We start from the raw sequence: 20,179 nt of genomic DNA on the forward strand, positions 1-20,179 counted from the left end.
ACATCAATAAAAAGCGAGATGATATTTATGTCAAAGATTACAGTGTTCACCCGTAACGGTTGTCCACAATGCCGGATGACCAAAAATTTCTTGCAAACCCACAACATCGACTTTGTGGAACATAACATTAATGAAGAACCCGAATACATCGACTACCTTAAAGACAAGGGCTACCAGATGGTTCCAGTGCTCGAAGCGGGCAATGTTTCCTTCTCAGGTTTCCGTCCAGATGCCTTGAAGCAATTGGCTGGCTAGAAGCCGGCTTTTTTAATCTAATCAGAAAGCAGGAAAGCCCATGTCTTTAAAAACCCTTCAACCCGATACAGTGACTTACTACGCATTAAATAACGAAATTAACATTCCTGTTGACGGCCAAATTCCTTTAAATAAGGATAAGGACGCCCTCAGTGCCTTCATCAACGAAAACGTCATCCCCAATACCATGACTTTTGATAGTTTACGCCAACGCTTGGATTACTTAATCGATAACGATTATTACGAAGCTGACTTCCTCAGTAAGTATCCTCAGGCGTTCTTGGATCAGCTGAATGACTACTTAATTGACCAGCATTTCACCTTCAAGTCTTTCATGGCGGCCTATAAGTTTTATGCCCAATATGCCTTAAAGACTAATGATGGCAGTCTCTATCTTGAAGACTTTAAAGATCGGGTCTTTGTCAATGCGTTGTATTTCGCTGATGGCGATCAAGCCTTAGCCCAACAATTGGCTGACGAAATGATTCATCAACGTTATCAACCAGCTACCCCATCTTTTTTGAATGCGGGCCGGGCCCGTCGCGGTGAATTAGTGTCTTGTTTCCTCTTGCAAATCACCGATGACATGAACTCCATCGGCCGTTCGATCAATTCCGCTTTGGAATTGTCTCGTATCGGCGGTGGCGTTGGGATCACGTTGTCAAACCTGCGTGAAGCTGGTGCCCCAATCAAGGGCATCGACGGTGCGGCCAGTGGTGTGCTACCCGTAATGAAGTTGTTGGAAGACTCATTCTCCTACTCCAATCAATTGGGTCAACGCCAGGGTGCCGGGGTGGTGTATCTCAACGTTTTCCACCCAGACATCATTTCATTCTTGGGCGCCAAGAAAGAAAACGCCGACGAAAAGTATCGCTTAAAGACCCTGAGCTTGGGCGTAATTGTCCCTGACAAGTATTATGAATTGATTGCTGACAATGCGGATATGTATCTCTTCTCCCCTTACTCCGTGGAAAAGGTTTACGGTCAACCCTTCTCATACATTGATATCACGGCTGAATACGACAATATGGTCGCAAACCCTGAAATCAAGAAGTATAAGATTAAGGCGCGCGACTTAGAAAACGAAATTTCTAAGTTGCAACAAGAATCTGGCTATCCTTACATCATCAATATTGATACCGCTAATGCGGCTAACCCAATCAATGGGAAGATTATTATGAGCAATCTTTGCTCAGAAATCTTGCAGGTTCAGACCCCTTCAATGATTAATAATCGTCAGGAATATGATCAAATGGGCACTGACATTTCCTGCAATTTGGGTTCCACGAACATTCCTAACCTGATGAGTTCGCCAGACTTTGGCCAAAGCGTTGATGCCATGGTCCGCGCCCTCACCTTTGTGACGGATAACAGTCAAATTGATGTCGTGCCTTCCATCGAAAATGGGAACAATCTTGCCCACACAATTGGGCTTGGCGCAATGGGCCTACATACCTACTTCGCCTTGAATCACATGGCATATGGCTCAGAAGAATCCCTTGATTTCACCAATATTTATTTCATGTTGCTCAATTACTACTCTTTGAAAGCATCCAATGAAATTGCCCGTGAACGCAAGACCACTTTTGCTGGGTTTGAGGACAGCAAGTATGCCGATGGCAGTTACTTCTTACATTACATCGAAGACAACATTCAACCCCAGACAGCGAAAGTCCAAGCACTGTTTAAGGATATTGATGTCCCAACGGCTGCTGACTGGGAAGCTTTGCGCGATGCTGTCATGGCTGACGGTTTATACCACCAAAACCGTCTGGCGGTTGCCCCAAATGGTTCAATTAGTTACATCAACGATACCAGTGCCTCCTTGCAGCCAATCGTTAACCGGATTGAAGATCGCCAAGAAAAGAAAATTGGGACGATTTTCTATCCAGCACCTGGTCTGTCAAACGACACCCTGCCTTACTACACTAGTGCTTATGACATGGACATGCGTAAAGTGATTGACGTCTATGCCGAAGCCCAAAAACATGTGGATCAAGGCATGTCGATGACCCTCTTTATGCGCAGTACCATTCCAGCGGGCCTCTACCCTTGGAAAGCAGGTCGGACCAACAAAATGACCACGCGGGACTTGAACATCTTGCGGAACTATGCGCATCATAAAGGTATCAAGTCGATTTATTACATCCGCACTTACACAGACGACCAAGAAGAAATTGGCAGTAACGCTTGTGAAAGCTGCGTCATCTAAAAAATTTTTGGCAATCGCCGTCAACTGCTGATGGCGATTGTTTGTTGATAAAGAGGAGAAGTTATGGCAGACAACTATATCGCAATTAACTGGAATGCAATTGAAGATCAAATTGATAAGGCGACTTGGGAGAAACTGACCGAACAATTCTGGCTCGATACCCGGATTCCTTTGTCGAATGATTTGGATGACTGGCGAAGTCTCACCCCTGACGAACAATGGGTCGTGGGCCACGTGTTTGGCGGCCTGACGTTGCTTGATACTTTGCAGTCTCAAGACGGGATGGCCAGCTTGCGCCAAAATATTCGGACGCAACAAGAGGAAGCCGTGTTGAACAACATCCAATTCATGGAATCCGTCCACGCTAAGAGTTACTCATCGATTTTCTCAACGCTGAATACGCCAACGGAAATTGATGAAATCTTTGATTGGACGAACGCCAATGAACATCTGCAATATAAGGCCAATCGGATTAACGGCATCTATCACGAAGGCACACCGTTGCAGAAGAAAATTGCCAGTGTCTTCTTGGAAACTTTCTTATTTTATTCCGGGTTCTTCACCCCGCTCTATTACTTAGGCAACAACAAGCTGACCAACGTCGCCGAGATTATCAAATTGATCATCCGGGATGAAAGTGTTCACGGAACCTATATCGGTTACAAGTTCCAATTGGGCTTTAATGAACTCTCTGTGGCCGAACAAGATGACTTGCGTAACTGGATGTATGATTTGCTGTACGAGCTGTACGCCAACGAAGAAGCGTATACGAACGACGTCTATGAGAAGACCACGTGGACCGATGAAGTTCTCACCTTCTTGCGCTATAACGCTAACAAGGCGCTGATGAATCTGGGCCAAGAGCCCCTCTTCCCTGATACGGCTGCGGACGTGAATCCAATTGTCATGAACGGGATTTCCACGAGCACCGCCAATCACGATTTCTTCTCTCAAGTTGGGAATGGTTATCGGATTGGTCAAGTCGAAGCGATGGGTAATGATGACTACAATTTCGACTAAAGTGAAACACAAAAAAACGTTGCGAAACCAATCCGGTTTCGCAACGTTTTTTATTTGTTACCAGATATGAACACGTTTGTCAGGTGCCAAGTACATCTTGTCACTTGGTTTAACATCAAAAGTTGTGTACCATTCATCCAAGTTTTGCGGTTGGACGTTGGCCCGTAACTTAGCTGGGGCATGCACATCAATATTGAGGAGCAATTGTTGGTAGGCAATTCGCGCCTTTTGCCGCCAAACGCGCGCCCAGTTGATGAAGAAATCTTCCAAATTGACATTGGGATCTTCTTGCGCGGTTTCTAGTGCGGCCGCTAAGCCCCCAGCATCGGCGATGTTTTCGGAGACGACGAGCTTACCGTTGACCTTGCCGGCTTCAGTTTCTAAACCGTCAAATTCAGCAATCATTTGCTCAGTGAGTTTATTAAAAGCAGTATAATCCGCTTCTTGCCACCAATTCACCATGTTGCCGAATTCGTCAAACTGCGCCCCATTGTTGTCAAAGCCATGAGAAATTTCGTGGGCAATGACGGCCCCAATGCCACCGAGATTGACACTATCACTTTGATCGAGCGCGTAGAATGGCGCCTGTAAAATGGCGGCCGGGAAGGTGATGTCATTACGGGAGGGATCGTAACTCGCATTCACTAAGTGGCCAGGCATGTTCCATTCAGTGCGGTCAACGGGTTTGGTTAACTTGCTCAAAGAATCTTGATGGCGCACTTGCGCCAGTTTGGTCACAGCCGTCAACAAGTCGTCAGCGGTATTTACATGCAACTTGGCATAGACGGCATTCGCTGAGTCAGGATAACCCATTTTCAGCACCATTTTGTCGAGCTTAACAATGGCCTTCGCTTTAGTTTGGTCAGAGAGCCAAGTAGAATTGGTTAACCGACGTTTGTAGGTTTGAATCATGCGTTCGACTAATTGGGTGACGTCTTTTTTAGCGGCTTCGCCAAAATATGTGCGACCATAATAGATCCCGATTGGTTCGCTAAAGAAGCTGTTGGCTAAGCGATAAGCATGCTTAGCTTGTGATGGTGCGGCTGGGCTACCAGACAAGGCCCGGCCGAATTCGCCGCCCAGCACGCGTAATTCATCACTTAAGAACCCAGTGTTACTCAGCAAGTCGTTCACATAAGCCCAGTGAATATATTGGACAAAAGTATCCGCATTAAAGATTTCCGTGAAGTGGGCCAAGAACTTCGGATCGGCCACAATAATAGTCTCAGGTTGTTCAGGCAAATCTGCTTGCACAAAGCGCGTGAAATCAAAGTCACCCAATTGCTTAACCACGTCGTCAAAGCTTTGTGGATTATAGGCCTTTGGGTAGTCAGCCCATTCTTCACTACTCTTCACCCGAGCCGCTATCAAGGCGTCAAAGGCTAAGGTGTCATCCAAGTAGCGTTGTTGTTCAGCGTCATCAAGATTGGTTTCCGCCAAAATTTTCTTGGTCATTGAAGACCACAACGTGAGTAACTGTGCCCCCTGCTCGTTACCAGCCGCGTAATAGGTGGTATCCGGCAAAATGGTACTTGGACCATAAATCGTGTAGCGATTGATTGCGGTGTTCTTCATATCTGGTTCGACGCTACCGCTGAATGGCAGTGGGAACAGTTCTTGTTCCAGGGCAGCAGCTTTTTTTTGATAGTCAGCTAATGTCAGCCCATTGAGCGCTTGCAGGCGATCAAGTGCTGGTTGAATACCCGCATTGTCGCGCGCATCAAAATCGCTGGCTAAGCCATAAAGATTGATGGCTTCTTCAAATTCTGCGCTTGGGGCTTTCTTGGTGCCACCGGCGACTGCATCGAAATCGGCCATCAACTTCGCTTCAACGTCATCAGCAAGGTCTTGGAATCCACCAGTTGCTGGCTTATCGTCTGGAATCACGGCCGTTTCAGCCCATTCCCCGTTTACGGCTTCATATAAATCATCTTGATAACGTGCTGTCATATCATCGCTCCTCCGTTAAAATGAACTCATTAATATCTCATGTGACGTTCATTATACGCCAATGTTTGCGTAAAGCCCAGAGTCAGCATTTAAAACTGCCCTCCAAGAAATCGCTTTCTTTACCCTAAGTTAGCGTGTAGAATAAACGGTGTAGGTCAAAGGAGGAAATGCCATGTACTATGTCATCATGAAAGATCACGATATCCGCCGTAATCTCGCCACAGAACAATATATGATGAATGCCAAAAACTTCGATGAACCATTACTGCTCTTCTATTATGAAGGCCCATGTATCATCGTTGGCCGCAACCAGAACACCCTGGAAGAAATTAATCAAAAATATGTTGAAGATCATCATATCGTCGTCACCCGGCGGTTGTCTGGTGGTGGGGCCGTGTATCAGGATTTGGGCAATCTCTGTTTTTCATTCGTCGTTGATGCCGACTCCGAAGACTTTGGCGATTTCAAATCCTTTACGCAGCCAATTGTCGATGTGTTACATGATATGGGTGCCACGACAGCCGAGGTTTCAGGTCGCAATGATATCCTGGTCGATGGCAAGAAATTTTCCGGGAATGCAATGTACACCCGTAACGGCAAGACATTCTCTCATGGCACTTTGATGTTGGATGTGGATATGGATGTGGTTCCCCAAGCGCTCAACGTTCCCGCTGACAAAATCGAGAGTAAAGGCATTAAGTCTGTTCGCAGCCGGGTGACTAATTTGAAGCCATATCTGAGCTCTGAATATCAAAACATTAGTTTGGAAGCCTTTCGGGATCGTCTGCTAACTGGATTGTTTGGTGTTGATTCAGTGGCAGCCATTAAAGACAAGGAATACCAAGTAACACCAGCGGACCAGGTTGAAATCGACAAAATTTACACCGAATACTACAACAACTGGGACTGGGTTTATGGCAAGTCCCCTGCCTTCACTGTCCAAAAGCGCCAGCACTTTGACATGGGGACCGTGGATGCGCGGCTCAAGATTGTGAATGGCAAAATTGAATCTGTCCGTTTCTTTGGCGACTTTTTTGGCCCGCAAGATGTCGCTGATGTTGCCGATGCCCTAAAAGAAACGATTTACGATCGCGCCCACATCACCAGCGCCTTGGACGGTATCGACACCAATCTCTATTTCACTGGAATCCCTAAAGCAGAGCTGGTGGAATTAATTGCGCAGTAAGGTTAATGGCATGCGTGAAAACGGTTGCGTGGTACAATGTAGGTAGTGAAGGGAGACGAAGCACATGGTTGATGGTTCTTTGTACCATACTTATGTTAAGAATGAAGCTGGCTTGGTCGGTGAAAGTTACGTTGAGGGTAACGAGGCCTTGGCACTGGGTGTCAGCAGCTCATTAATTTCGGCGCCAGGGGCCAATCCCGAGCAATTTATTGGGTTTGCGCTGTCTACTTGTTTCAACGCGACTTTGCGGATTGTTCAGCATCGGCAAAATCTTACTGAAGATTCCCAGGTGCGGACCCGCGTGGACATTGTCAAAGACAATCCGGGTTACAAATTCATGGTTGAAGCGCAAATTCTGTTACCAAGTGTTGACGGCGAAACCGCCCAACAGATTGTGGATACTGCCTTAGGCGAATGTCCAGTCGCCAAATTGTTGAAAGACAACGACACGGTTTCGTTCAGAATTGTCAGTGATTTCACTGATGATCCTGCCTACGGCGAATAAAGAAAAAAACCGGGCCCCCGCTGAATGCGAGGTCCCGGTTTTTTAATTTGTGGCCCATTCGATATGGCCGATGGTATAAGCAGCCAACCGTTTGAGGCCTTTTTCGGTTTCAAGGTGAATCGTGGCCCGGTCTTCATACGGTTTGACCGTTGCCGGTTCAATCGCGGTCACGGTGCCACACAGTTTCTGTTTTTCCATGGTTTGAACGTTAACGCGTTGATGCGTGGTCAGTGCTGTTTCCAACATGGTTAAAATCTCTGGAAGTTTCTGAGTCATGGCGATTCCTCCTTTGATTACTAGGTACACCTACAGTGTAACTCACAAGTTGGAAGCGCTTCAACCCCCAAAACTAACCGCGCTTGGCCCAGAATTGGAATAAGTCAGTCTGAATGGTCCCATTATAGAGTTTCCGGCGCTTAGTCGCCTTTTGCCCGTATGACTGCTCGAACTGTAAATCACTGGTCAGAATGTACTTACTCCAACCAGGCATTTGCCGGTAGACACTCCCCATTTCGGCATAGAGCTTCCGAGCGGCTTGAATGTCGCTCATCCGTTTCCCGTATGGTGGATTAGCAACAATCACGCCCCGCTCACTTGTGGGTTGGTAATCCTTAACGGCGAGTTGTTTGAATTGAATGCTGTGCAGCAAGCCCGCTTGTTTAGCGTTAAGCCGGGCAATTTCAATCATTTCTTGATTAATATCAGCGCCCATGATATCCAGCTCAATATCCAGGTCTGCGTCGGCCAAGGCTTCATCTTTGACCGTTTGCAGGACGGTTTCTGGCATGAAGCTGAATTGTTCAAAGCTGAAGTTCCGGTGCAAGCCCGGTGCCAGATTGTGGCCAATCATGGCCGCTTCAATTGCGATTGTCCCAGATCCGGTGGTGGGATCGTAAAAGGGCAGGTCTGGGTGCCAGTTAGTCAAGAGGACCAAAGCCGCCGCGAAATTTTCTTTCAGCGGTGCTTCCCCCTTTTCTACCCGGTAGCCGCGCTTAAACAAACTGGGACCCGTGGTATCAATGGATAACGTGGCGATGTCTTTTAAAATCGAGACTTCAATTGGGTAAACGGAACCTGTTTCTGGTAAACGCCCGCGGCGATGATAAACACTTGAAAGTTTTTCAACAATCGCTTTCTTGGTAATCGCCTGCACGTCAGGTTCTGAGTGCAACTTGGAACGCACGGCCCGACCTGCGACGGGAAACGCAGCATCAAGTGGCAAGAAGTTGTCCCAAGGTAAAGCTTTAACGGCTTCGAATAAGTCGTCAAACGTTAAGACCTTGAATTGGCCAAGAATCAATTTGATCCGATCGGCGCTGCGCAACCAGACGTTAGCGCGGGCGATGTCATGTTCATCCCCTTCGAAATAAACTTTCCCGTTTTCAGTCTGAGTGGTGTAGCCGAGTTGTTGTAATTCTTTGGCGGTGACAGCTTCTAGTCCGGCAGCCATGGTCGCCACAAGTTGATATTTCATAGTGTGTTCCTTTCATTGAACCCTTTTGTGTCAAAAAAACAGCTTGGGTTGCCCCAAGCTGCGCCTGCTTGTAAATTTCTATAAGCCATGTTTTGTTCCAGGTTCCACCAGGCGTGGTTCCCTTCAGTAATCATCTATCTTAGCTTACGCTATTTTGCCGTTAGTTCGGATTCCCATGGCAAAACGCCCCTACCAAAGTTTGGGTTACTCGCTCGCGGGGTTTACCGCGTTCCATCACAACCGTTTCCAGTTGTGCTTCGTCACTGTGGCACTTTTCAGACCTACTACCGCATAGTTGCCCTTAGCGGATTTAGTCGCCGTAACCAATAATGGTTCCTAGGCTTATTGGGCCTAGCACGAACACTACAAGCATCACAGCTTGTGCGGGCATGGACTTTCCTCAGCCTACAAAAGTAGACCGCGATTACTCAAAATTTACAAGTGAATTAGTATTGATCGAATCCGCTGCGATTGTTGCCAGCAGGTGTATCGTCATCACGATCGGCAAGCTTACTCCCGAAAACATGACGTTCAAGATTGCTTAACCGTTTCAGAATATCGTAGTTGGTCGCAGCCGCATTGGTATTTGGCGTTGAGCCAGTCGAAACATTCTTTGAAACGCTGAGTTGCTTGGTCAACTCGTCGACGCGACTGAGAAGTCGGGCGTTATCTTCGTTCAATCGGTCAATCTCGGCCACAAAAGATTCATAGTCGCGAATGATCCCATCGAGGAATTGGTCAACTTCGTCAGGATCGTAGCCACGAACCTTCTTGGTGAAGTCTTTGTCCAAAATATCTTTGGGGCCATATTGAATTTTGAAGTTAACAGTGTCTTGGTTTTCCATTTGCGCACCTCATTTTAGTTCCTAAAATTAGGACTTATTTACTATATCATACTCGCCAGCCTTTGCAAATGTCCATTGCTAAACGCATTTGGACAGATTGTTAAGCAAGACTTAAAAATCCTGCTGACTATCTGCGTAATTTTGAGCCGCCTCTTCTAAGTCGGACATCGAAATTTGGGTGAACGGATAATCGTGGTGCTCCTGGTAGCGTAAAATCGCGTCGTATTGATATTTGGCTTTCCCAGGGAATTCTGGATCATAAACCATCAAGGCCCCATCGGTGTGTTGCAACATGAAGTCTTGATATTGATGCAGTTGACTCGGATTTTGATAAGGTTGTTGGCTGACTGACGCGGTGAAATCCACTTGTAGTTTCAATTGCGCCAAATGGGCTTGATTGTTCTCTGACCATCGATTGCCAAAATCGGAGAATGGCAACATCATGGCTGTTTGTAATTTGGGATAGTCTGCTTTCAGTTTGGTCGCTGCTTCAAGCCCCCACTGCTCAATGCCTAATTCGCCGCCCGAAATCACCCACTCCAGGCCGTCATCCAGAAAGACGCGTAAACTATTCGTCAGCGCATATTCAAGGACCACTAATTTGGGGTCTTTATCCCCGAAAACGTTCAATTCAAAACTGCGGTAGCCCGTTAACCATAGTCGTGAAAGCATTTAAGTTTTCCTTTCATCATTAGCAGTCATGCTAGTTAATTGGTATAATATAGCCCTAGGAGAGTGATTTTATGGCTTTGCATTATCCAAACGGGCAGCCGTTTGTGCGTCAGCCAAGTGCCTCAACCACGAACTATGCCAGTCGTGGGATGACGCTGGAAGAGGAACTCAATCTCAGTAATCAATACTATCTGGAAGCAGGACTGGCAGTTGTCCACAAGAAACCGACCCCGATTCAGATTGTTAAGGTTGACTACCCTAAACGTTCCCAAGCCGTCATCAAAGAAGCGTATTTTAGAACACCATCAACGACCGATTATAATGGTGTCTATCAAGGTTATTATCTCGATTTTGATGCCAAGGAAACCAAGAACAAAACGAGTTTCCCTCTGAAGAATTTACACCCTCACCAAGTCGCGCATATGCAACGCTGCTTGGATCAAGGCGGCATTTGTTTCTTGGTCATTCGTTTTGTAACCTTGCACCGGGTTTTTGTTTTTCCAGCCAGTAATGTCATCGCGTGGTTTCAGCAACAAGATCAAGGGGGTCGCAAGTCGATTCCCTTGGCTGATATTGAGGCGCAAGGCTTTGAGCTAAAACCACAACTACAACCTGTCATCCCTTATCTTACGGGTGTTGACTGGTTAATTCAAACGAAAGTAGGTGGTACGCGTGGCAACTGAACAACGTACCCGAATGCAAAATCGTCATCAACCCCAAAAGAAAAAGCATCGCACCTGGGTGCGGGTTATCCGCTGGCTCTTTTTAGCTGCTATTGCCGTTGTTCTTCTCGGGGTGGGTATTTTTGCGTGGTATGCCAAAGATGCGCCCAAGGTTGATCAGGCCACTTTGGAGAGTGACGGGTCAACCATTCTCTACGATACCGCCGGGAAACAATTCATGACCTTAGGCTTACAGGATCGACTGTATGTCAAAAGCAATCAAATCCCGACTACATTGAAAGATGCCGTGGTCTCAATTGAAGATCGACGTTTTTACGAGGAACACTTCGGGGTCGACCCACTGCGAATTGCCTCGGCGGCTTTCTCGAATGTTCTAGGGAAAAGTAATGGCCTTCAGGGTGGTTCGACCCTGACACAACAACTGATTAAGCTGTCTGTTTTTTCAACTAAAACCAGCGACCAGACCTTACGGCGTAAAGCTCAAGAGGCTTGGCTTGCCATGCAAGTTGAACAAAAATACAGTAAGGCTCAAATTCTCGAATATTATATTAATAAGGTTTATATGAACCACGGCCAATATGGGATGGGCACAGCTGCCAAATATTACTATGGCAAGAATTTGAATCAGCTTAGCCTCCCACAGATTGCGTTCATTGCCGGTTTAGCACAATCGCCAGTCGGTTATGATCCGGTTATTCACCCCCAGGCTGCCACCACCCGGCGAAACGCCGTGATTGCAGCCATGCTCCGGGATAAGAAGATTACCAGTGCCCAAGCCAGTGCTGCCACCCAGACACCGATTGCCACTGGTTTGATTAAGCAAACCGACAATACAGAAGCACAAACTGAGATGCAAAAGATTATGGATCCATACCTAACCTCAGTTGTTGCGGAAGTCAAAAAGAAACTGAAAGTTAATCCGTATACGGCTGGTTTGAAGATTTATACCAATGTCGACGTCGATGCGCAGCGATACTTGTACAACTTGGTCAATAGTGGTCAAATCACCTTCCCAAGCGATCAAGTCCAAACCGCAGTCACCATGACTGATCCCAACACTGGTGCGGTTATTGCGCAAATCGGTGGCCGCAAGTTAGGCGATACGCTCCTTGGGTTTAATCGGGCGACACAGAACAATCGCAGTAATGGCTCGACGATGAAACCATTAATGGATTATGGCCCAGCGATTGAGAATTTAAACTGGTCGACCGCACAAGTCCTGGCGGATACGGCTTATACCTATCCTGGCACCTCGACGCAATTGTACGACTGGGATAAAACCTATATGGGTAATATCACGATGCGAACAGCATTAGAACAATCTCGTAACGTGCCAGCAATCCGGGCCCTGAGTGAAGTCGGTATGTCTAAAGCGGTTAATTTCTTGAAAGGCCTGGGGATTAACTTACCTGCTTCCCAACAAGTCTTATCATCAGGGATTGGGTCTTCAGTCACCACTGAACAAGAAGCCGCAGCGTATGGCGCGATGGCTAATGGCGGGGTTTATTATGAACCAAGCTATATCACAAAGGTTGTGACCGCCGATGGTGAGACTGAGGACTTAACGAGCAACGGAACGCGGGCCATGAAATCTAGTACCGCGTACATGTTGACAGATATGCTCAAAGGCGTCTTGACCAAGGGTACCGGGACAGCAGCCAAGGTGAATTCAACACTGTATGAGGCCGGTAAGACCGGGACGACGGACTACAGTGCCGAAGAAATCGCCCAGAACCCTGCCCTTGGTGGTACGGGGATTGCTAAAGATTCCTGGTTCACCGGCTATACCAGAAATCGTGTCATCTCAGTGTGGACCGGTTACGATAAGCCCCTCACTGGCGGCTTGAACTATACGCAACAAACCATTGCCCAGCAGATCTATAAAGCCTTAATGGGTTACACGTCACAGGGCTTGACCAACCGCGATTGGACCAGACCCGACAATGTCTTGGTCCGTTACCTCCAATCAGGCTCTCGTGAATTGTTCCTGCAAAACAGCCCAACTTCTGGTATTGGTGCGACGACTGATTCTCAACCAACCTACAGCAGTTCGGCCAGTGTTTTCACTGAGCCTGAGAGTTCTTCCTCGGCTTCCTCAAGTAGTTCCGAGAGTGACTCAAGTAGTGTGAGCGAAAGCAGTAGTTCCGCGCCTGAATCATCAAGTGAAGTGTCCAGCAGTGAGGAACCCACCCCACCGGCCGGACGATAATCAAAAAAAGACCACCAACTCGTACAGTCGAGTTGGTGGTCTTTTTAGTGGCCTAAAGGCCGATAGTAATCAGCAAAGCGCTGCCACTGCTCACCTGGCGGTAATTGCGGCGCGCGGGCCGTGAGCCACTGCCGGCCAAAGCGAATAAGACTGCGGTGTAAATTGATCCACATGTCCTCAGGCATCAAGTCTTCTAAAAATTCTTGAATCGCTGCTGGAGTAGCTGTTTGTTTGACTAAGCCGAAGCCTTTGACAATCCGCGTCACGTGGGTGTCCACGGCAATCCCTGGGTGATTGAAGGCGTCGCTTAAGACAACGGTTGCCGTTTTCTGGCCGACACCTGCCAGACTGGTCAGAGCCGCAAAGTCGTCAGGGACCTGGCCATGATAGTTGGTCACTAGCTGGGTACTCATTTGTTTTAGGTGCTTGGCCTTGTTCTTATACAACCCTAGGCGATCGATTAGGTTCTCAATGTCAGTGACGTTCGCCTGAGACATCGCTTCAGCGGTCGGAAACTGGGCAAAGAGTTTAGGTGTGACGGCGTTGACCGCGACATCGGTGGTTTGCGCTGATAAACTAACGGCGACCACAATTTCAAACGGGTTGCGGGCATTCAACGTTGGCGTCGCATCGAGATAATAATCACTGACCTGAGTGAAAAATTCGCGGGCCAACGTTTTAGTCATCCGCTTAGAGCCCATTGTTGGCCTCCTTAGCAGCCTGAACTTGTTGCACCGTGGTTAAATGCCGCTTCTCCCAATTCAAAAGAATCCGATCCATGTACCGGAGTGAGTAGGCTTGGTTGAGGACTGCTTCCCGCAGGGCAAGATGAATCAAATCGGGTTGGTAGTGGTCGACTTGAAGCCACTGTTGGATGGTTTGCTGCTCAATGGGCGACAGCGGTCGGCCAAATTCTACCTCGATTTCACTGAAGACGTCGGTCTGCTTGGGTGGCTGAACGACAGTCTTAGCACCGCCCGCTGGCAGTAGCCGCTCGATGAGTGGCGCCAGGTCGTATTCATCTTGCATCCGACCATTGGCATCCTCTTGGCTTTTCAATTGAATCGCCTGTTTCTGGATGAGGTTATTAATCAGAATGAAGAAGTCGTTAGGCTTAATCTTCATCATCTGGGCCAGCACCGTTAAATCGGGCGCCCCTGGATAATTCTGCTGCCAAAAAGACAAATAAAGATAGGCCACAAGTTCTTGTTGAGTTAAATTGGTTTCAGAAAAATGCTGAAAAATAAGGTTTGACAGGTTGGTCTGACCTGCGGTGAGATAGCGATTTAGTTCGTCCATTTTGCTGCCTCCTGCGTCTAAAAAAGCTGGCGACGCAATGTCCCAGCTTTTTAGTCTTAAGGTTTTAACCGATTAATCATCCGTGGGAACGGAATTGCTTCACGTAGATGATCAAGTTGGCAAATCCATGTCACGGCACGTTCCAGACCCAAGCCAAAGCCTGAATGTGGCACGCTACCGTATTTGCGTAAGTCTAAGTACCATTCATATTCGTTCAAATCTAAACCAGCGGCTTCAATCCGGGCCTTTAAGGCATCATAGTCGGTTTCCCGCTCAGATCCCCCGATAATTTCCCCATACCCTTCTGGGGCCAATAAATCGGCACAGACATAAACATCATCCCGATCTTCGGCTGGCTTCATGTAGAAAGGCTTGATGCTCTTCGGGTAGTTTAAGATAAAGACGGGTTGTTCAAACTGATCTGAAATGTAGGTTTCTTCAGGAGAGCCGAAGTCGTCGCCCCACTTCACATCAAAGTCGGCCTTTTGAAGCATTTCAATCGCTTCATCATACGAGATTCGAGGAAATGGTAGCTTAGTGTATTTCTTGAGCTGGTCGATATCCCGATCCAATAACTTCAGGTCGTATTCACAGTGATCGATGACTGATTGGACGAGGAACGCAATGTAGCGTTCTTGCACTTCCAAACTTTGATCCTGATGGGTGAAGGCCATTTCTGGTTCAATCATCCAGAATTCGGTCAAATGGCGCCGGGTTTTACTCTTTTCTGCCCGGAAGGTTGGTCCAAAAGTAAAGACCTTACCATATGCCATTGCCCCTGCTTCCGCGTAGAGCTGGCCAGATTGGCTTAAGTAGGCAGGATGATCGAAGTAATCCGTTTCAAACAGTTCTGTTGTCCCTTCAGGAGCAGAACCGGTCAAAATCGGCGCATCCATCTTGATGAAGCCTTCATTGTTGAAGAATTCGTAGGTCGCCCGAATCATCTCGTTGCGGATTTGTTGAATCGCGAATTGACGCGATGAGCGCAACCATAAATGGCGGTGATCCAACAAAAATTCAATCCCGTGTTCTTTGGGAGTAATAGGATAATCGCTGGATTCGCCAATAACTTCGATATTGCTAACTTCGATTTCATAACCAAAGTGACTGCGAGAGTCTTCGTGAATCACCCCGGTAATCCACATGCTGGTTTCTTGGCGTAATTCCTTGGCGGTTTGGAAGATTTCTTCGCTCACATTACTCTTGACGACCACACCTTGGAAAAAGGCGCTCCCATCACGCAATTGTAGGAAAGAAATTTTCCCACTGCTGCGTTTGTCGGTCAGCCAAGCGCCGATCCGCACCTCTTCATCCACATGGTCCTTAGCTTCAATAATACGAATTTGTTCCGTCATAATTACGCTCCTCGTTTTCTAAATCGTGGTATCTGTCACAAAAGCTTGAATTCGTTGGCCGGCCTCAGCAAGTTGCGCTGCATCACCGGTGAAATTGAGCCGGATAAAGTCCGGCGCCCCAAAGTTGCGGCCACTAACAACGGCCACCCCCGTGTCTGCCAACAACGCGGTCGCTAAATCGTCCACTGTCGCAAATTGCTTTAAGGTCGCGGCGCGTTTCACCCGGGCGAAGAGAAAAATCCCCCCGGCTGGATGAATGGGTAACTCAAATCCTGGGATAGCAGCCAGTGTTTCGACCAGCGTTAAGCAATTGCTTTGGGCATTCAGCCGGCTGGTCTGAGCCCCGGACTCGTGTTGCAATGCCCCAATCGCGGCCGCCTGCACAATCCCTGGCACTGGCTGAGTTGTGGTAGCTATGTAGGTCTGCATCGCCTGAGTCAGTTTCTTTGGGCCTAAGGCAAACGCAATTGGCCAGGCCGACACCCCTGAAAGCATTGGCAAGCCACTAAGGATGACACTGTTGTCGACAATCGCAGAATCAAGCTCTCGCATCGATACGAAAGTAGTTTCATTATATACAAAGTTTGCATACATTTCATTAGCCAAAACGATAATGTCATGTTGCACTGCCCAGTTACCGATTAAAGTTAACGCCTGCCGATCATAGACGGCACCGGTTGGAACCACCGGATTAGTCAACATTAAGACGCGGGTTTTGACTGTCCGCGCTTGCTCTAGATCATCCACTGACACCAGAGGTGCTGCTGGGACTAATCGCGCCACACCACCAGCCAATTGAATTTGCGCCAAATCATTACTGGGATAAGGCGTTGGCAAAAGCACTTCATCACCGGGTTCAATCAGGCTAGCCAACGCGGCAGCGGCTAAGGTATGACTCCCAGATGCAATCGCCAAATTCTCACTTGTGGCCCCAGTTTGGTTCAAAATGGCCATCGACAAATCTGCCCATAATTCACCATGACTATCGTCAGCTTGATTACTCTGAAGACTCGCCATTGCAGATTCATGAATAAAGTCGGTACTTTCTGCCAGCGGAGCATCACTAGTGAGGTCAAAGACTTCTTGGCCGGCTGCTTTCATGGCACCAATTTGTTGTTGTAAATCGAATCCGGGCTGAATAGCCAATAATCGTTTCGCTAATCGCATATGCTCACCTCTTAAATATTTCGGATGGCTCTCACTTGATTACCTGTTTTGAAACTATAACTAACATAGCCCAGTTTTCCTTGGGAATCAATGAAACTGACGTCCCACACAACCTGGCTTTTGCGTTTACCTAAGGCAACATCTAAAACCTTGCGCGGTTTAAATGCGCTCTTGGCTTGCGCCTGGGCTGTCGCAGCCGAAATACCAGACTTCTGGTTTAAAAGGGTCACCTGCCCGTCTTTCTGGCGGATTAACACTAAAATCGACTTCTGTTGGGCAGTTTGGCCACTGACAGCCAAATAACTTTGGCCATGCTTGTACCAGTAAAAATCATCAATTGTGGTGAGTTTACCCCGATCTTTGGCAATTTGTTCGGCTTGGTTGCGAATAGTGTTGAGTGGTGATTGGATGTGGTGATACCACAAGCCTAAACTCACAATTGCGACCACACCAAGCGTGATCCAAAGCCAGCGATACCAGGTTGGGCGTCTCTGTCTACGCATGGTCATCCTCCTCTGGATTCAAATTTAACCAATCAGCTGTCAGTTCAGCAATATCTGCTGTGGGCAATTGTTTGGGCTTAATATTCGGCAAACTTTTTTGCATGCTACGGCCAAATTTAGTCGTTGCAAGCCGCGGGTCTAAGACAATGAAAACACCGCGGTCATGGCTGGTTCGAATGAGGCGGCCAAAACTTTGGCGCAGGCGCATTGTCGCTCGAGGAATGGCATCGCTCACAAATGGATCAAGTCCCTGCTCTCGTAATTGTTGATAGCGCGCTTTGACCAGAGGCTGATCGGGCGCATCAAACGGCAATCGCGTGAGAATGACAATTTGGAGCAAGCGATCGGGATAGTCAATCCCTTCAAAAAAACTGGCTGCTCCCAGCAAAAGGCTTTGCTGGCCAATGGCGAAGCGTTTGGCAATCTTCTCTGCGGAACCGGTCACACCTTGGGCCAATATTTCCTTTCGACTTGCGATCGGCCGCTGCGTCAATCGACTATATACGGCGGCGATGACGCTGAGCGAATTAAATAAGATAATGGTTTGCGCTTCATTGTCGGCCAACTGTTCGATCGTGTTGGCCAAGTAATCAGCGTATTGCCAGTCGGTCATGTCGGCAATTACTGGGGCGTCTTCGGCCAAGAATACCTGGGCCTGATCCCGATAATGGAACGGGCTCCGCAGGCGCAGTGTTTCTGAATCGGTTAATGTCTGGTACCCAATCTGGCTGGCCACAAAGTCAAAACTCCGATTGACCATCAGTGTGGCACTTGTGAACACTGGGGCTTGGTACGTGGCAAGAAGGGCCTGCAAATCTTCCGAAACGCTAATCGCTTGCCAGTGTGGCGCTAGGCTGGTGACGTCATCCAGATGCCGCATTTGGAGGCTCAACATCCGGCTGACGCCAGCTTCGAGTTCAGCTTCTTGGGCAATCAAGCGTGTCAGTTGATCTAAAGATCGCCCTAACCCAGTGCTAGCTGCTTCCAAATCTTGGAACGTCGCGTAATCACTAATCAGAAACTGATCGCGATGCGCCACAAAGTCAACCGCAACGGCATTGGCTTCGTGCATCAAATCAGGCAACCACTGACTGAGTTGCTTGAGGCCTTGGCTGAAACGTTTGAATAGCTGCTGTGTAGTTTCGGGGTTGAGGACAATTTCTAGATTGGCTGGCACGTGTTTGCGCTGTTTGAAGAATCGCCGATACAGATAAACCTGCATGCCCTCGATTCGAGTTTGAATTGATTCAGCCGTCGTTAACATCGCGACTAGGCGCTGGGTCATCACTCGATTGCCCTGATAGACATGTTTCAGGTCTTGACTATCTTGATGATCAATGGCGTGGCGCAATTGGGTTAGACGGTGCTTTAATTTTCCTAAATTGAGTTGGTCCGAGAAAGCACTCGTCGCATTGTCAGCGAGCCGATGCGCTTCATCAACAACCAAATAAGGCTTCTGACCTAAAGGTAAATCATGCAAGTCATGGCGACTGAAGAAAGCATGATTAGTAATCACAATGCTGGCAGCCTCAACTTGTTTGAGCAAATTGGCATAGAAATCAACCTCAAAAAAAGGATTGGTGGTTTGAGTGCCAATCTGGCCACTATGCTGAATCTGGTTGAACAAGGGCGCTTGATAATTGGTCAAATGCAGTTCATCCAAATCCCCAGTGGCTGTTAACGTAAGCCAGACGAGCAGTTTCATCTGCAGCACGCGCGTTAATCGGTTGGGTTCATCTTGGCGTAGCGACATCGCCAGCTTGTACAAGTCAACATAATGCCGCGGACTTTTGATGGCTACGGCTGGCACATCGAAACCAACAATACGATTCAATTGTGGAATCGCCTGTTCAATCATCTGGGTTTGCAAGACCAAGGTTGCCGTTGTGACCACTAGTTTCTTGCTTGAAGAAGCGAGATAAGCATATGGGACTAAATAACCAAGAGTCTTCCCTAGCCCTGTGCCCGCTTCAATAAATAAGGGATCGATGCTCGGAGCATGCTGATAGACGGCATCCATCATTTTGGCTTGCGTTTTGCGGAACTTCAATTGCGGCCGCAAACGAGACCGCTTCTGGGCCTCATCGGCTGGATAACTCCCCTTCGCTAACGGCTGCTGGAGTGCTTGCTGGCGCCGCAGAACAAACGGGCCCACTTGGACGAGGTTGTCGGCCAAGGGCCTGTCAGGCGTGACAAGCTGTGTTAGGTAGTCCCCGGTATTGCGCAGCAAGGCGCTGCCCAGGTGTGCAAGCTGTTGTTGCACGGCTGAGGGTAAATTCTGGAACCGCTTGGTTAGCTTCAAGAAGAGCTTGGCTGTACTGATGGCGTCACTGTCGGCTTGATGCGGATTATCGTGTTCAATATTTAAATGACTGGTCAAATCGCTGAGACGAAAACTGCCCATTGTCGGGAGCAACACTTGGGCGAGCTCAACTGTATCAATTGCCAGATTATTGAGTGGGGCGTGGCCAATCCGTTCGAGTTCTGCGCTCAAGAATGGATAGTCAAAGTTGACGTTATGCGCCACGATGACGGTATCCTCAAGCATGGCAGCCAAAGTAGGCCCAATTTCTTCAAAATAAGGCGCGGTTAACAAGGTTTTAGGCGTAATGCCGGTTAATTTCTGGATAGTAAATGGAACGTGCCGATCAGGATTAATCAGCTGGGACAGGGTTTGTATCACCTGGCCATTTTGCACCAGTGCGCAGCCAATCTGAATAATTCGATCGCCGTCTTTAACACTGGTTCCCGTTGTTTCAAGATCGATCACCGCATAAATGGTGTCGGGTTTCATGGGAATTTCACCAATATTCTTTCATAATATGCTTCTATCATACTATTTGC

The 20,179-nt window shown here is 47.8% G+C and carries 18 protein-coding genes and 1 other RNA gene; 7 read left to right on the forward strand and 12 right to left on the reverse strand.

Features of this window, described 5'->3' with window-relative positions; genetic code table 11:
* Positions 1–27: 27 nt before the first annotated feature.
* From nrdH to nrdF, 3 genes are all read left to right on the forward strand, one after another.
* The gene (gene nrdH, locus FC34_RS01855; protein WP_057893682.1) at positions 28–255 is read left to right on the forward strand and encodes a glutaredoxin-like protein NrdH; all 228 of its coding nucleotides are present in this window, start codon (positions 28–30) and stop codon (positions 253–255) included.
* Positions 256–295: 40 nt separating this feature from the next.
* Positions 296–2,467, forward strand: a complete 2,172-nt coding sequence (nrdE, locus tag FC34_RS01860) for a class 1b ribonucleoside-diphosphate reductase subunit alpha (protein ID WP_057893683.1) — start codon at positions 296–298, stop codon at positions 2,465–2,467.
* 63 nt (positions 2,468–2,530) lie between these two features.
* On the forward strand, positions 2,531–3,487 hold the full coding sequence (nrdF, locus tag FC34_RS01865; protein ID WP_057893684.1) for a class 1b ribonucleoside-diphosphate reductase subunit beta: 957 nt from the start codon (positions 2,531–2,533) through the stop codon (positions 3,485–3,487).
* 57 nt (positions 3,488–3,544) lie between these two features.
* On the opposite strand, the gene FC34_RS01870 is transcribed toward nrdF, so the two are convergent.
* Positions 3,545–5,437 (reverse strand): M13 family metallopeptidase, encoded by a 1,893-nt coding sequence (locus FC34_RS01870; RefSeq protein ID WP_057893685.1) that lies wholly within the window; start codon positions 5,435–5,437, stop codon positions 3,545–3,547.
* Between the two features lie 172 nt (positions 5,438–5,609).
* Here FC34_RS01870 and FC34_RS01875 point away from each other — a divergent pair, with 172 nt between their 5' ends.
* Both FC34_RS01875 and FC34_RS01880 read left to right on the forward strand, forming a co-directional pair.
* Positions 5,610–6,623 (forward strand): lipoate--protein ligase, encoded by a 1,014-nt coding sequence (locus FC34_RS01875; RefSeq protein ID WP_057893686.1) that lies wholly within the window; start codon positions 5,610–5,612, stop codon positions 6,621–6,623.
* A gap of 64 nt (positions 6,624–6,687) precedes the next feature.
* Positions 6,688–7,128 (forward strand): OsmC family protein, encoded by a 441-nt coding sequence (locus tag FC34_RS01880; RefSeq protein WP_057893687.1) that lies wholly within the window; start codon positions 6,688–6,690, stop codon positions 7,126–7,128.
* A 42-nt stretch (positions 7,129–7,170) separates the two neighbouring features.
* Here FC34_RS01880 and FC34_RS01885 read toward each other — a convergent pair whose 3' ends face one another.
* From FC34_RS01885 to FC34_RS01900, 5 genes are all read right to left on the reverse strand, one after another.
* Positions 7,171–7,404, reverse strand: coding sequence for a hypothetical protein (locus FC34_RS01885; protein WP_057893688.1), 234 nt, complete (start codon positions 7,402–7,404; stop codon positions 7,171–7,173).
* 73 nt (positions 7,405–7,477) lie between these two features.
* Positions 7,478–8,602, reverse strand: coding sequence for a THUMP domain-containing class I SAM-dependent RNA methyltransferase (locus tag FC34_RS01890; RefSeq protein WP_057893689.1), 1,125 nt, complete (start codon positions 8,600–8,602; stop codon positions 7,478–7,480).
* A gap of 76 nt (positions 8,603–8,678) precedes the next feature.
* Positions 8,679–9,038: RNase P RNA component class B (rnpB, locus tag FC34_RS09520), an RNA gene on the reverse strand.
* Positions 9,039–9,048: 10 nt separating this feature from the next.
* Positions 9,049–9,447 (reverse strand): cell division regulator GpsB, encoded by a 399-nt coding sequence (gene gpsB / locus FC34_RS01895; protein WP_057893690.1) that lies wholly within the window; start codon positions 9,445–9,447, stop codon positions 9,049–9,051.
* Between the two features lie 111 nt (positions 9,448–9,558).
* Positions 9,559–10,119 (reverse strand): SLOG family protein, encoded by a 561-nt coding sequence (locus FC34_RS01900; protein ID WP_057893691.1) that lies wholly within the window; start codon positions 10,117–10,119, stop codon positions 9,559–9,561.
* A 71-nt stretch (positions 10,120–10,190) separates the two neighbouring features.
* Here FC34_RS01900 and recU point away from each other — a divergent pair, with 71 nt between their 5' ends.
* Together recU and FC34_RS01910 are read left to right on the forward strand one after the other, a co-directional pair.
* Positions 10,191–10,802: a Holliday junction resolvase RecU gene (recU, locus tag FC34_RS01905; RefSeq protein ID WP_057893692.1), complete on the forward strand. Its 612-nt coding sequence runs from the start codon at positions 10,191–10,193 to the stop codon at positions 10,800–10,802.
* A gap of 13 nt (positions 10,803–10,815) precedes the next feature.
* A complete protein-coding gene (locus FC34_RS01910; protein ID WP_083479237.1) occupies positions 10,816–13,011 on the forward strand; it encodes a PBP1A family penicillin-binding protein in 2,196 nt (731 codons plus the stop codon).
* Positions 13,012–13,055: 44 nt separating this feature from the next.
* Here the strand turns inward: FC34_RS01910 and FC34_RS01915 are convergent, their stop codons facing one another.
* The 6 genes from FC34_RS01915 to FC34_RS01940 are packed head-to-tail and all read right to left on the reverse strand — an operon-like array spanning position 13,056 to position 20,129.
* Positions 13,056–13,697, reverse strand: a complete 642-nt coding sequence (locus tag FC34_RS01915; RefSeq protein ID WP_057894131.1) for an endonuclease III domain-containing protein — start codon at positions 13,695–13,697, stop codon at positions 13,056–13,058.
* A gap of 4 nt (positions 13,698–13,701) precedes the next feature.
* Positions 13,702–14,310, reverse strand: coding sequence for a DnaD domain-containing protein (locus FC34_RS01920; RefSeq protein ID WP_057893694.1), 609 nt, complete (start codon positions 14,308–14,310; stop codon positions 13,702–13,704).
* A gap of 56 nt (positions 14,311–14,366) precedes the next feature.
* A complete protein-coding gene (gene asnS, locus FC34_RS01925) occupies positions 14,367–15,665 on the reverse strand; it encodes an asparagine--tRNA ligase (RefSeq protein WP_057893695.1) in 1,299 nt (432 codons plus the stop codon).
* 18 nt (positions 15,666–15,683) lie between these two features.
* A complete protein-coding gene (locus FC34_RS01930; RefSeq protein WP_057893696.1) occupies positions 15,684–16,832 on the reverse strand; it encodes an aminotransferase class I/II-fold pyridoxal phosphate-dependent enzyme in 1,149 nt (382 codons plus the stop codon).
* Positions 16,833–16,843: 11 nt separating this feature from the next.
* Positions 16,844–17,335 (reverse strand): cell wall elongation regulator TseB-like domain-containing protein, encoded by a 492-nt coding sequence (locus FC34_RS01935; protein WP_057893697.1) that lies wholly within the window; start codon positions 17,333–17,335, stop codon positions 16,844–16,846.
* Positions 17,328–20,129, reverse strand: a complete 2,802-nt coding sequence (locus tag FC34_RS01940; RefSeq protein ID WP_057893698.1) for a helicase C-terminal domain-containing protein — start codon at positions 20,127–20,129, stop codon at positions 17,328–17,330. The genes FC34_RS01935 and FC34_RS01940 overlap by 8 nt, the downstream gene beginning before the upstream one ends.
* Positions 20,130–20,179 lie beyond the last annotated feature (50 nt).

This window comes from Lacticaseibacillus brantae DSM 23927, from assembly GCF_001436115.1.
Taxonomy (GTDB): domain Bacteria; phylum Bacillota; class Bacilli; order Lactobacillales; family Lactobacillaceae; genus Lacticaseibacillus; species Lacticaseibacillus brantae.